This is a genomic window from Cellulomonas sp. GbtcB1 (assembly GCF_019091725.1).
Classification (GTDB): Bacteria; Actinomycetota; Actinomycetes; order Actinomycetales; family Cellulomonadaceae; genus Cellulomonas.
This window is the reverse complement of sequence record NZ_JAGXJG010000001.1, coordinates 1-13,160: the sequence shown is the minus strand read 5'-3', so window position 1 is coordinate 13,160 and position 13,160 is coordinate 1. Positions and strand designations below refer to the sequence as shown.

Genomic DNA, 13,160 nt, shown 5'->3' with positions numbered 1-13,160 from the left:
TGGTCGCCGGTCAGGACGGGCGCCGTCCTGGGTCAGCGGCGCACGACGTTCCGCAGCGGCTCGCCGCGCTCGAACGCGCCGATGTTGTCGGTGAGCAGCGTGTCCGCGCCCACCGGCCGGCCGCCGGCGGCGTGCGGGGTGATGAGCACCCGCGGCTCGTCCCACAGCGGGGAGGACGCCGGCAGCGGCTCGGTCTCGAACACGTCGAGCGCCGCGCCCGCGATGCGGCCGCCCGCGATCGCCGCCAGCAGCGCCTCCTCGTCCAGCGTCGACCCGCGCCCGACGTTGACCACCCAGGCGTGCCGGGGCAGCCGCGCGAACACCGCGGCGTCGAGCGCGCGCCGGGTCGCGGACGTGGCGGGGAGGATGCCGATGAGCACGTCGGTGCCGGGCAGCGCCTGCGGCACCTCCGCGGGCGTGATGACCGGGTAGCCCGCGCGCTCCCCGGCGCGCGACGCCACCCCGACGACCTGCGCGCCGAGCACCGTGAGCAGCGGTGCGAGCCGGGCGGCGATCGAGCCGAACCCCCAGATGAGCACCCGCGCCCCGGACAGCGAGCGGAACTCCCCGCCCTCGTGCGGCAGCCGCTGCATGCCGCCGAGCTCGTCCGCCCAGCGGTGCTGGTCCTGCGCGCGCACCAGCTCGGGCAGCCGGCGGGCCGCGGCGAGCACCAGCGCGAGGGTGTGCTCCGCGACCGGGCCGTCGTGGAGGCCCCGGCCGGACGTGATCGTCACGTGCGGCGGGAATCCTGCGCTCAGCACCGCGTCGGGGCCGGCGGCGAGCGTCTGCACCCAGCGGAGCCGGCCCATCCGCCGCGCGGCGTCGGCGAGCTGCGCGGTCGGGTTCCCCCAGGCGACCAGCGCGTCGGCGTCCACCAGGTGCTCCGGGACCGGCTGCTCCACGTCGTACGTCGCGGCGCGGACACCCTCGGGGAGCGTGGGGGACAGGGGGATCGAGGAGGGCAGCAGCACCGTCGTCATGGACGGGAGCGTGGCGCACCCGGCGCCGTCGCGCCAGGGGACGCGCCCCGAGGCCGCGGTGCCGTGCTCCTGCCGGCGGGGGAACTCGCGACGGGCCGGTGCGCCGGTGCCCGACGCGGTCGCCCGGGCTGGATACGATGACCGCGTGTCCGCCACGAACAGCGCAGTCCAGCCGGCCCGCTCCGGGGAGATCTCGGTGATGATCGTCGACGACCACGAGGTCGTGCGGCGCGGCATCGCCGAGGTCGTCGAGCGCGCCGACGGCATGAAGGTCGTCGCCGAGGCCGGGTCCGTCGCCGACGGCGTGCGCCGCGCCGGGCTGGTGCACCCGGACGTCCTGCTGGTCGACCTGCAGCTCCCCGACGGCACCGGCATCGACCTCATGACGCAGGTGAAGGCCACCCTGCCGACCGCGCGGGCGATCGTGCTCACGTCGTTCGACGACGACGACGCGCTGGCCGCCGCCCTCGAGGCGGGCGCTGCCGCGTACCTGCTCAAGAGCGTGCGCGGCGCGGAGATCACCGACGTCGTGCGCGCGGTGGCCGCGGGCCGCACGCTGCTCGACGAGCGGACGGTCACCCGTCGGCGCGCGGGCCACGAGGACCCGACCGAGAACCTCACGCCGAGCGAGCTCAAGGTGCTCGACCTGATCGGCGACGGCCTGTCCAACCGGGAGATCGCCGAGCGCCTGGGCGTCGCCGAGAAGACCGTGAAGAACCACATCACGTCGCTGCTCGCGAAGATGGGCCTGCAGCGCCGCACCCAGGTCGCGGCGTGGGTCGCGGCGCGGCGGCACTCGGGCTGGCGCGCGGAGACCAACCACTCCTGACCTGGGCACGGGCGGCGCACGTCTCCTGGCGCGCGGCCCCGTGAGCCGCCCGAGCAGCAGGGCCGCCGAGCCGGGACAGTGGGCTCTTCAGAACGGGGCCGGCTCGTCGTAGGGGTCGGCGATCGCGTCGTGGGTCTGCCCGGTGCCCGGACGGGTGAGGTAGCGGTGCCCGGTCGGGGTGATCCACTCGTAGAGCCCGGGGCTGATCTGGCGTAGCCGGAATCCGCCGTCGGTCTTGAGCCGGTGGTGTCGGTGGCACAGCGGTCCGAGGTTGTCCGCGTCGGTGCGACCCAGGGTCGCGTCGGGGTCACCGCCGGGTTGGGGGTGGAACTCCTTCGTGTGGTCGAGCTCGCAGCCGCAGGCGGGGACCCGGCAGCCGGGTGCGGCGCAGGTCTTGTCGCGGGTGCGGATGAGGTCGGCGAGGGCAGCGGGTGGTCGGTAGCGTTCGCGGCCGACGTCCAGGACCCGGTCGGTCACGGGGTCGGTGACGACCCGCTGCCAGACCCCGCCGATCGCCAGTGCCCTGGCCTGGACGGCGTCGATGGGGCCGTGCCCGTCGAGGTGGGCGGGCTGGTCGTCCAGGCCGAGGAGGGTCGAGGCGGGGATGGTGATGCGGACCTCGGCGCCGGGGCGGCCGGAGCAGCGGGTGCAGCCGCGATGCGCGGGTGCGGGCGCGACGGCGCTCGGCGCACGTACGGGGGCGGTGGTCGCAACGGTGGGTGCAGCGGTGCCGGTCGGTGCGTCGGGCGACGTGGCTTCGGGTGGTGCGCCCGGCGCCGTCGCTTCGGGTGGTGCGGTCGGCGACGTCGTCTCGGACGGTGCGTCGGGCGCCGAGGCGGGGTGGTCCTGGTCGGGCGCGGGGTGCGTGGCGGTGTCGGTGAGCGGGGTGAGGGTGGCGATCGGGATCGGCTCGACCGGGCGCGTGAGCACGACACCGTCCGGGTCGGTGGAGGTCGCCCCGTTCCACGACCGCTCCGGCTCCGGCGGCACGGGCAGGCCCGGGGACAGGTGGACCTCGAACGCCGGCCCGTCGGACGCGGGGACGTCGCCGACCACCAAGTCGCGGAGGCCGTCGGCGCGCAGCTGGTCCAGGGTCCGGTCGTCGCCGAGGGCCTTGGCGGTCTTCGCGGCGTGCGTGAGGACCCCGTCGACGCGCAGCGCGTCCGCCGCGTCGAGCACCAGCCACATGGAGGCCATGCCGTCCGGCTGCGGGCGGGGGTGGGAGACCCTCCTCGTGCAGCGGGCCCGTTCGCGGCGTGCGGCGGCGCCCTCGGGGTCGACGAGCCGGATCTCGCGCGCCACCCGCTGCCGCAGCTCGGCGACCGAGCACTGGTCGGCCTCCGGCAGCACCGCGTCCTCGACCGCGTGGGCGACCTGGAAGGGCAGGTCCGCCAACCCGGCGGTCAGGACCTGGGCCTTGCCGGGGTCGAGGTGCCCGACCTCCAACGCCTCCCGGGTGGCGCCGAGCATCCCGTCCAGCACCAGGGCCCGGTGCACGGTCTTCGTCGCGGTCACCCGCGACCACCCGAGGCGCATGGCGAGCTCGTCGCCCGCTACGCACGCCTGCGTCGGGGGCGCACCGGCCAGCGGCGACCACTCCGGGCTCATCTCCTCCCGGGAGGCGAGCTCGGCGATCAGGCCCAGGGTCCGGGCGTGCTGGTAGGACTCGATCCGGGTCTGCGCGGCGATCACCTCGACCACGATCGCCGAGGGCAGCACGCGCGGGTCCAGGCCCCGCAGCCAGGCGTCCAGCTCGGGTCCGGGCGGGCAGGAACGGATCGCCTCGATCTGCCGCTGCTCGCTGGTCCGCGGCGCCCCACCGGCCGCCACCACGGAGTCCGGGCCGAAGTGCGTCAGGCACGTCCCGTCGGGCCCGTAGACCGGCAGCACCGCGTCGGCGATCGGGTCGCCGTCGGGGTGTTCCTGCAGGTCAGATGCCATGGAACGACACTACCGACGCCCACCGACACGACCCCGGCAAGCGAACCCCGCCCTGGGGACGACGCACGCCCATCGCACCTGTGGACGACTCGGCGCCCGCACGAGCAGCCGCGCCAGCAGGCGCAACCGGGACGCGCTCAGCCGAGCGGGACCTCCCAGGACAGCAGCGTCCCCTGCCCGCCGGGCGCGACCCCGAGCGAGAACGTCCCGCCGTGCTGCCGGGCGCGCGCGGCCAGGTTGCCCGTGCCGGAGCGGCGGTCGCGGGTCGCGGGCAGGCCGGCGCCGTCGTCCTCGACCTCGACGTGCACGGTGCCGAGCGGGCCCGCGCCGCGGACGGTCACGCGCACGGCGACCGAGGACGCGTGCGCGTGCCGGGCGGCGTTCGCCAGGCCCTCGCGGACGACGGCGACGACGTCGTCGGTGCGGTCCGGGCCGATCCGCTCGTCGATGAGGTCCGCGACGATGTAGTCGCCGTCCGGCACGGACTCGCCGTCGAGCAGGACGATGAGCGAGGGCGCGAACCCGAGCCCGGTGCGGGCCAGCGAGGCCTCCCGGCGCAGCCGCTCGACGATCCCGGTCGCGGCGTCCGGGTCGCGCAGCGCGTAGACGATCTGCCGGATCTGCCGCACGGAGGCGTCGACGTTGTCGAGAGCCTCCTCGACGATGCTGGTCAGCTCGGACGGGTCGACGCCGCGGGACGACCGCCGGCGCACGGTCTCGAGCTGCATGCCGGTGGCGAAGAGCTGCTGGATCGCCAGGTCGTGCAGGTCGCGCGCGATCCGCTCCCGCTCGTCCAGCAGGGCCGCCTGGTCCTGGGCGTGCCGGGCCTCCGCGAGCACGAATGCCAGCGCGGCCTGGGACGCGAACGACTCCGCGGTCGCCAGGTCGCCCCCGTCGAAGGCCAGGGTGCCGACCTTGCGGAGCAGGATCAGCACGCCGACACCCCGGCCCGAGGTCTGCAGCGGGGCGAACAGGGCGGAGCCGAACGCGCGCATCGCCGGCACGGTGATCCGGCTGGACCGGGCGAGGGAGTCGATGATCAGCCCCTGGCCCTCCTCCATGACCGACCAGGTCGGCCCGCCCGGGGTGAGCTGCGCGCCGACGAGCGCGTCGGCGTTGTGGCCGTCGGCGAGCTCGATGAGCAGCTCGCCGCCGACGCCGGGCAGGGCGAGCGCGGCGGCGTCCGCGTCGGCGACGTCCCGGGCGGTCGCGGCGATGTGCGCGAGCGCGTCCTCCTCGTCGGCGCCGGACAGCAGCATGGTGGTGATGTCCTGGCCCGCGCGGAGCCAGTGCTCGCGGCGGGCGCCCTCGGCGAACAGCTGGGCGTTCGCGACGGCGACGCCGGCCGTGGCGGCGAGCGCGATGACGGTGGTGGCGTCCTTCTCGGTGAAGCCGCCGTCCTTCTCGGACAGGTACAGGTAGCCGTACACCTGGTCCCGCACGCGCACCGAGGCGCCGAGGAAGGACCCCATCGAGGGGTGACCCGCGGGCCAGCCCTGGAACGCGGGGTGCTCCGTGAGGTCGTCCAGCTTGAGGACGCCGTGGACCGGGATGTGCCCGAGGACGCCGCGGGCGTGCGGGGGGTGGCCCATCATCGCGGCGGCGGCCGCGGGCACGCCGGTCTGCACGAACGTCGTGGACTCGCCGCGGGAGTCGAGGACGTTGATCGCCCCGTACGTCGCGCCCGTGAGCTCGACGGAGACCCGGACGAACCGCTCGAGCACGCCCGGCAGGTCCAGGCCCGAGGCCACGGAGAGCACGGCGTCGAGCAGGTCGGCGAGCTCGTCGCCGGTCTCGGACGCGGTGCCGAGCTCGAGGTGCGAACGGCCGCCGGGCTCGCGGACGTGGATCGTCGTGGTGACGCCGGGGCCGTAGGTCGGGGCGGCGACGCCGAGGGCGGCGGCGCGCTGCTCGGCGGCGGCCGCGTCCTGCGGGCGGGGTCCCGGCTCGCGCCGGACGGGGGCGTGCGGGTCGTGCGGCGCGGTGCCCCGGAGCGCGGGGTCCTGCGGTGCGGCGTCCCGCGGTGCGGCGTCGTGGGGCGCCGCGTCCTGGCGTCCGGTCAGCTCGTCGGCCATGTGCTCGTCGTCCCACCCTCGTCCTGCTCGCTGGCGTGCGCCTCACCGTACTGGGCGTCGGTGGCCAGCAGGTGCGCGTGCGTCCCGCGCGCCGCGACCCGGCCCTCGCGGAGGACCAGCACCTCGTCCGCCGCGTCGAGCGGGGCGAGCCGGTGCGTGACGACGAGGACGCCGCGCGCGGCCGCGTCGTCGACCGGCGCGGTGGCGCCGGCGGGGGAGGGGGCCGCGTCGCGCGGGGCCGCCTCGTGCGGGGCCGCCAGGAGGTCGCCCACCAGGCGGTCGGCGGTCGCGGGGTCCAGGTGCTCGGCCGGCTCGTCGACGAGCAGCAGCGGCGCCGTCGCGAGCAGCGAGCGGGCCAGGAGCAGCCGCCGGCGCTCGCCGCCGGACACGCTGCGGGCGTCCGGGCCGAGCGCGGTGTCGACGCCGTCCGGCAGGCCCGCGAGCCAGTCGCCCAGACCCGCGCGGGCCAGCGCCGCGCGGGCGTCCGACGGCGTCGCGTCGCCGCGGGCGACCCGCAGGTTCTCCAGCACGGTGGTCTCGAAGACGTGCGCGTCCTCGGTGGTGAGGGCGAGCCGCGCGAGCCGGACGGTCGGGTCGACCTCGGCCAGCGGGATGCCGTCGAGGAGCAGCTCGCCCGCCCGCGGGGGCAGGAAGCCGGCGAGCGTCAGCAGCAGGGTGGTCTTGCCGACGCCCGACGGGCCGACGACGGCCACGCTGCGGCCCGGGGCCAGGTCGAGGTCGAGGCCGGTGACGACCGGGGCGCGGCCGGGCCAGCCGACGGCGAGGCCGCGGGCGGTGAGCCGGGGAGAGTCTGGCGGGGCGGTCGGGCCGGCGAGGGCAGGGCGGGGGAGCCCGGCAGCCGGGGCGTCGGTCGTGGCGGCCTCGGAGGCGGGGCGATCGGGGGTCGCGGTGGCGGGCGACTCGGCGACGTGCGCGACCGCACCCACGGACGCCGCGGTCCCCGCCCCCTCGTCCGGCGTCGCCGCGTCGTCGAGGACGGCCATCAGCCGGGCCGCCGCCACGCGGGAGCGGTGCAGCTGGATCGCGGCGGCCGGCAGCACGCTCGTCGCCTCGAACGCGGCGAGCGGCGTCAGCACGATCACCGCGAGGTCGACCTCGGCGATGTGGCCGGCGGCCAGGGCCGGGACGCCGACGAGCAGCGCCGCGAGCACGGCGATCCCGACGGCGAGGTTGCCGAGTCCGGCGGCCAGCGCGGCGGGTCCGGCGCCGCGGTCGGTGGCGCGCGCCAGGTCGGCGTCGGCGGCGCGCAGCCGGTCGAGCTCGGTGCCGGTGCGGCCCTGCACCGCGAGCGGGCCGGCGTCCTCGAGCAGGCCCAGGGAGGTGGCGGCCATCTCGGCGCGCGCGTCGGCGGCGCGCTGCTCGGTCGCCCGGGCGGCGCGCTGGGCGAGCCACGGCGCGACCACCCCGGCGAGCACGAGGCACACCGCGAGCGTCAGGCCGGCGGCGGGCAGGAACAGCCCCATCGCGACGACGGTGCCCAGGCCGAGCACGGCGGCGACCGCGGCGGGCAGCAGGCCCCGGACGACGACGTCGCCGACGGCGTCCACGTCGGCGCCCACCCGGGCGAGCAGGTCGCCGCGTCGCAGGCCGAGCGTGGCGCCGGGCCGGCCTGCGGCGAGCCGCTCGTACAGCGTGGTGCGCAGCCGGGCCATGCCCCGGAGGGCGACGTCGTGCGAGACCAACCGCTCCAGGTAGCGGAACAGGCCGCGGCCGATGCCGAACGCGCGGACGGCGACGGTCGCCACGGACAGCTCGAGCACGGGCGGCATCTGCGCAGCGCGGGTGATGAGCCAGGCGGAGACGGCGGCCAGTGCGACCGCCGAGCCGAGCGCGGCCACGCCCAGGACGACGGCCAGCCCCACCCGGCGGGGATCGACGTCGAGCAGACGCACGGCGCGCCACAGCGGGTCGGCGGCGAGGCGGCGGGTGAGCGGGCCGTGGGGGTTGGCGCCCGCGGACGCGCCGGCGGCGGCGGCCGCGGCGGGGCCCGGGTCGGTGGTCGCGGTGCTCATCGGTCGCCCTCCCCTTGGGCCGGGGCGGTGCCGGACACGCCGGCGGTGGTGACGAGGGCGGACTCGGCGGCGCCGAGGCGGGCGACGGCGGCGCCGGCGCTCGGGGCCCGGTCCGGGTCGTCGACGGGGCGGTCGGCGTGCGCCCGGTCCGCGCCCGCCTCGCCCGCGCCCGCCTCGTCCGCGTCCGCCCGGTCGGCGGCGGGCAGCGGCGCGGACCGCACGGTGACGACCTCGTCGGCGAGCGCGATCAACGACGGCCGGTGCGCGACCAGCAGCACGGTGCGTCCGGCGGCCCGCAGCGCCCCGACGGTCGCCAGCACGACGCGCTCGCCGGCGGCGTCGAGGTGCGCGGTGGGCTCGTCGAGGACGACGAGCGGCGCGTCCGACAGCAGGGCCCGGGTCAGGGCGACGCGCTGCCGCTGGCCGACGCTGAGCCCCGCCCCGCCGCGGCCGAGGTCGGTGTCCCAGCCGTCGGGCAGGTCCGCGACGACCGCGTCCAGCCCGGTGAGGGCGGCGGCCTCGTCGCGTCGGGCGCGGGCGGCGGGGTCGAGCTCGGCGTCCTCGGCGCCCGACACGAGCCGGCTGACCGACGCCGGGTCGAGCACGGGCCGCTGCGGCAGCCAGGCGACCTGCGGCCAGTAGGTGCTGGGGTCGACGTCGGCGAGCGGCACGACGCGGCCGTCGGCGCCGACCAGCTCGACGGCGCCGCCGTCCGGCCGGAGCAGGCCGAGGAGCACGTCGACGGTGGTGGACTTGCCCGCGCCGCTCGGGCCGGTGACGGCGACGGTGCGGCCGGGTGCGAGCTCGAGGTCCAGGCCGGCGGGCGCGAGCAGGTCGCGGCCCGGGGCGCGGACGGTGACGCCGCGCAGCCGGACGGTCGCGCCGCGCAGGTCGGGGGCGGGGGTGGTCCCCGCGGCCGGGACGGGGGTCTCGAGGACCCGGAACACCTGGTCGGCGGCGGCGACGCCGTCGGTGGACGCGTGGAACTGCGCGCCGACCTGGCGCAGGGGGAGGTACACCTCGGGGGCGAGCACCAGCACGGCGAGCCCGGTCGTCAGGTCGAGGTGGCCGTAGACCAGCCGCAGGCCGATGCCGACCGCGACCAGGGCGACGGCGAGGGTGGTGAGGAGCTCCAGCACCATGCCGGACAGGAAGGCGACCCGGAGCGTGCCCATTGTGGCGCGCCGGTGGGCGTCGCCGAGCGCCTGCACCCGCTTGGCCGGGCCGCGCTCACGGCCGAACGCGCGGAGCGTCGTCAGCCCGGCGACGAGGTCGAGCACCTGGGAGCCGAGGCGCTGCATGACCCGGAGGCTGCGCTCGGAGCGGCCCTGGGTCAGGTGCCCGATGAGGACCATGAAGATCGGCACCAGCGGGATCGTCCCCGCGGCGATGGCGGCGGACACCCAGTCGAGGTCGAGGATCACGACCAGCACCGCGGGCGTGACGGTGGCCGACAGCACGAGCTGCGGCAGGTACTTCACGAAGTAGGGCTCGAGGGCGTCGAGCCCGCGGGTCGCGAGCGTGACGACCCGTGCGCCCTCGCCCTCGGCCAGCCAGCGCGGGCCGAGGGCGGCGGCGCGGGCGACGACCTGCTCGCGCAGCTCGGCGACCGCGCGGGTCGCCGCCCGGTGCGCGTACCGCTCCTGCACGCCGACGGCGAGGGCCCGCGCCGCGACGACGGCGGCCAGCCACCCGACCCGCGGGAGCAGGTCGGGCAGCGTGGCCCCGTCGTGCGCGGCGGCGGCGAGCACCTGCGCGAGCAGGATCGCCTGGGCGATCACCAGGCCGGCCGTGACCAGCCCGAGGGCGACGGTCAGGGCCAGGTACCCCCGGGCGGCGCGGGCGTACCGGAGCAGGCGCGGGTCGAGCGGCTTCACGCGGTCGATCGTCCCTCAGGCGCGGGTCGAGCCGTCGGGGGAGGTGCCCCCGTGGCCCGTGGACGCGCCGGTCGTCGGCAGCACCGCGGCGAACGTCAGCCCGGTGTGCTCCGGGATGTGCTCGGCCGAGATGCGCTTGCGGAACACCCAGTACGTCCAGCCCTGGTAGAGCAGGACGACCGGCGTGAGGATCACGGCCACCCAGGTCATGATCGTCAGCGTGTAGTCCGTCGAGGACGCGTTCCGGATGGTCAGCGAGTTCGCCGGGTCGAACGCCGGCATGACGTCCGGGTACATCGAGCCGAAGATCAGCACGACGGCCGCGACGATGACCACGGACGACCACACGAACGCCCAGCCCTCGCGGCGCGCGCGGGTGGTGACGACCACCGCGAGCAGCCCGACGGCGGCGAGCGCCACCGCGGCCCAGGTCCAGGTGACCGAGTAGGCGAGCTGCGCCCACACGGCCCACGCCGCGGCGACCACGAGCGTGATCGGCGCCAGCCGCGCGGCGAGGACGCCGGAGCGCTCGCGCATGTCGCCCGAGGTCTTGAGCGCCAGGAAGATCGCGCCGTGCGTGACGAACAGCAGGGCCGTCACCGCGCCGCCCAGGAGGGCGAACGGGTTGAGCAGCGCCCAGAAGCCGCCGACGTACTGGTGGTTCGCGTCGAGCTCGACGCCGCGCACCAGGTTGGCGAACGCCACGCCCCAGAGGGTGCCCGGGATGTACGAGCCGAGCATGATGCCGCGGTCGGCCCACGCGCGCCAGGTGTCGGTGTTGATCTTGCCGCGCCACTCGAACGACACGATCCGGAAGATCAGGCCGACCAGGATGAGCAGCAGCGGCAGGTAGAAGCCGGAGAACAGGGTCGCGTACCACTCGGGGAACGCGGCGAACGTCGCGCCGCCGGCGGTGATGAGCCACACCTCGTTGCCGTCCCAGACGGGGCCGATGGTGTTGATCATGACCCGGCGGTCCTTGTCCTTGCGGCCGAGGAACGGCAGCAGCATGCCGACGCCGAAGTCGAAGCCCTCGAGCACGAGGTAGCCGGTCCACAGGACCGCGATGAGCACGAACCAGATGAGCGGGAGATCCATGGCCGCCTCCTCTCAGTACGCGAACGACAGCGGGCGCTCGGCCGCGTCGGGGTCGTCCGGGTCGGGCCGGTTGTCGGGGTTGTCCGTGCTGTAGTCCTTCTCGGTGTCCGCGACGCCCTCGACGGCGTACCGCTTCATCAGGCGGAACCAGAACACCGCCAGCACGCCGTACACGAGCGTGAACGCGACCATCGAGATGACCACGGTGGTCGGGCTGACCACCTCGGAGACGCCGCGCTCGGTGAGCAGCCAGACGCCGTCCACGCCCCCCGGTGCCGGGTAGACCACCCAGGGCTGGCGGCCCATCTCGGTGAAGATCCAGCCGAACGACGAGGCCAGGAACGGGGTCGGGATGGCCCAGATCGCGATGCGGGCGAGCCACTTGTTGTCCGAGACCCGGCCCTTGCGGGTGAACCACAGCGCGGCCAGCGCGAGCGCCACGGAGCCGGCGGCCAGGCCGATCATGAGGCGGAACGCCCAGTAGGTGACGGTGAGGTCGGGGATGTAGTTGACGCCCTCGCCGTACTGCTCCTCGTAGCGCTCCTGCAGGTCGTTGACGCCCTCGATGCGCGACGTGAAGTCGTTGTTCGCGAGGAAGGACGTCAGGCCCGGGATGCTGATGAGGTGCGCGACGCCGTCGCAGTTGTTGGTGAGGTCGCCGATCGCGAGGATCGAGAAGGCCGCGCCGTCCTCGGTCTCGCACAGCGCCTCGGCGGCGGCCATCTTGGTGGGCTGCTGCTCGAACATGAGCTGGCCCTGCGCGTGGCCGGTGATGCCGAGGCCGACGCCCGAGATCAGCATGGTGAACACGCCGAGCATGACGGCCGGGCGGTAGACCGTGCGGGCCTTCTCGCTGTCGCCGTTGCGCACGAGCCGGACCATCCACCAGGCGGCGATGCCCGCGACGAAGGTGCCGGCGGTGAGGAACGCGGCGGTGACGGTGTGGGGGAACGCCGCCAGCAGCGTGCTGTTGGTGAGCACCGCGACGACGTCGGTCATCTCGGCGCGGCCGGTCTCGGTGTTGAACGTCGTGCCGACCGGGTGCTGCATCCACGAGTTCGCGGCGAGGATGAAGTAGGCGGAGAGGTTGGTCGCGATCGCGACCGCCCAGATCGACGCCAGGTGGATCTTCTTGGGGAGCTTGTCCCAGCCGAAGATCCACAGGCCGAGGAACGTCGACTCCACGAAGAAGGCGGCGAGGGCCTCCATGGCGAGCGGGGCGCCGAAGACGTCGCCGACGAACCGGGAGTACTCGGACCAGTTCATGCCGAACTGGAACTCCTGCACGATGCCCGTGGCCACGCCGATCGCGAAGTTGATCAGCATGAGCTTGCCGAAGAACTTGGTGAGGCGGAGCCAGGTCTCGTTGCCGGTGCGGACCCAGATGGTCTGCATGATCGCGACGAGCGGGGTCAGACCGATCGTCAGCGGGACGAAGATGAAGTGGTAGACGGTGGTGACACCGAACTGCCAGCGTGCCAGGTCGAGGGCTTCCACGGGGGTGTCCGTCCAGGTGCTGAGGCGAGTGGTGGTGGGGGCGCGACTGACTGGGAGGGGGTCGAACGGCCCAGGTCAGGGCCGCTCGTCGACGGTATTGCGCCCCGATTCACAAGCGTAGGACAAAGGTCCCGCGATCTGACGCGATGTCGTCTCGTTGTGACTGGTTTCACGAGCGTGACCTACCGCACGTCCCGCGGACCTCTGTGCGATACTGACTGCGGTCTCCCGGGATCCACACACCCCGGGCGCCACCGTGCTCGCCGCACCAGCGCATCGCGCTGCCAGGCGCCGCCGGCCGGCCGACCCCGACCCAGGGGATCGCGCGGCCAGGCAGGCGATGGCGCCGAACGCCCGTGCAGCGGCCGACACCGACGACTTCCGTCGCCGCGGACCCGCGAGCGACGACCGACGGCCCGATGGGCGCCGAGCGTGTGGCCGGCGTACCCGGGCGTGCAGGAGCACCGCGCGTGACGCTCGACAACACCTCGGACAGCACCACCACCGCAGCGCAGACGGGTGGTGACGCGCCGGCCGAGACCGCCGCGCCCGCCCGCAAGCGCACCACCCGGACCCGCGCCACGCGGGCCACCAAGGCCGCGGAGCCCGCGGCCGACACGCTGGACTTCACGGTCGGCGACGGCGCGGAGGCCGCCGCACCCGCGGAGGAGACGCCCGCCAAGCCGGTGCGCCGCCGGGCGCCGCGGAAGACCGCCGCGCAGAAGGCGGCAGAGGCCGCCGCCGAGGCGGAGACCGGTGCGCCTGCTGCCGAGGCTGCGCCCGCCGAGGTCGCGCCGGCCGCCGACGCCGCGCCCGCTGCCGCGGCGCCC

At 75.8% G+C, this 13,160-nt stretch carries 8 protein-coding genes and 1 pseudogene; 2 read left to right on the top strand and 7 right to left on the bottom strand.

From position 1 onward, the window contains the following. Positions 1–32: 32 nt before the first annotated feature. Positions 33–980 (bottom strand): phosphoglycerate dehydrogenase, encoded by a 948-nt coding sequence (locus tag KVT14_RS00045; RefSeq protein ID WP_147796057.1) that lies wholly within the window; start codon positions 978–980, stop codon positions 33–35. 199 nt (positions 981–1,179) lie between these two features. Here KVT14_RS00045 and KVT14_RS00040 point away from each other — a divergent pair, with 199 nt between their 5' ends. Next, positions 1,180–1,809, top strand: coding sequence for a response regulator transcription factor (locus KVT14_RS00040; RefSeq protein WP_217613968.1), 630 nt, complete (start codon positions 1,180–1,182; stop codon positions 1,807–1,809). Positions 1,810–1,896: 87 nt separating this feature from the next. On the opposite strand, the gene KVT14_RS00035 is transcribed toward KVT14_RS00040, so the two are convergent. The 6 genes from KVT14_RS00035 to KVT14_RS00010 form a co-directional block, all read right to left on the bottom strand. Beyond that, positions 1,897–3,750, bottom strand: a complete 1,854-nt coding sequence (locus KVT14_RS00035; RefSeq protein WP_217613789.1) for a DUF222 domain-containing protein — start codon at positions 3,748–3,750, stop codon at positions 1,897–1,899. Between the two features lie 137 nt (positions 3,751–3,887). After that, positions 3,888–5,825: a GAF domain-containing protein gene (locus KVT14_RS00030; RefSeq protein ID WP_217613788.1), complete on the bottom strand. Its 1,938-nt coding sequence runs from the start codon at positions 5,823–5,825 to the stop codon at positions 3,888–3,890. Continuing rightward, a complete protein-coding gene (gene cydC / locus KVT14_RS00025) occupies positions 5,810–7,858 on the bottom strand; it encodes a thiol reductant ABC exporter subunit CydC (protein ID WP_217613787.1) in 2,049 nt (682 codons plus the stop codon). The genes KVT14_RS00030 and cydC overlap by 16 nt, the downstream gene beginning before the upstream one ends. Next, positions 7,855–9,735, bottom strand: coding sequence for a thiol reductant ABC exporter subunit CydD (gene cydD / locus KVT14_RS00020; RefSeq protein ID WP_217613786.1), 1,881 nt, complete (start codon positions 9,733–9,735; stop codon positions 7,855–7,857). The genes cydC and cydD overlap by 4 nt, the downstream gene beginning before the upstream one ends. A 15-nt stretch (positions 9,736–9,750) precedes the next feature. After that, positions 9,751–10,833, bottom strand: a complete 1,083-nt coding sequence (gene cydB / locus KVT14_RS00015; RefSeq protein ID WP_217613785.1) for a cytochrome d ubiquinol oxidase subunit II — start codon at positions 10,831–10,833, stop codon at positions 9,751–9,753. Between the two features lie 12 nt (positions 10,834–10,845). Continuing rightward, positions 10,846–12,330 carry a cytochrome ubiquinol oxidase subunit I gene (locus KVT14_RS00010; protein ID WP_217613784.1) on the bottom strand — a complete coding sequence of 495 codons (1,485 nt, stop codon included), beginning with the start codon at positions 12,328–12,330 and terminating at the stop codon, positions 10,846–10,848. Positions 12,331–12,800: 470 nt separating this feature from the next. Here KVT14_RS00010 and KVT14_RS00005 point away from each other — a divergent pair. Next, positions 12,801–13,160: pseudogene (locus KVT14_RS00005) on the top strand (transcription termination factor Rho); the annotation flags it as partial.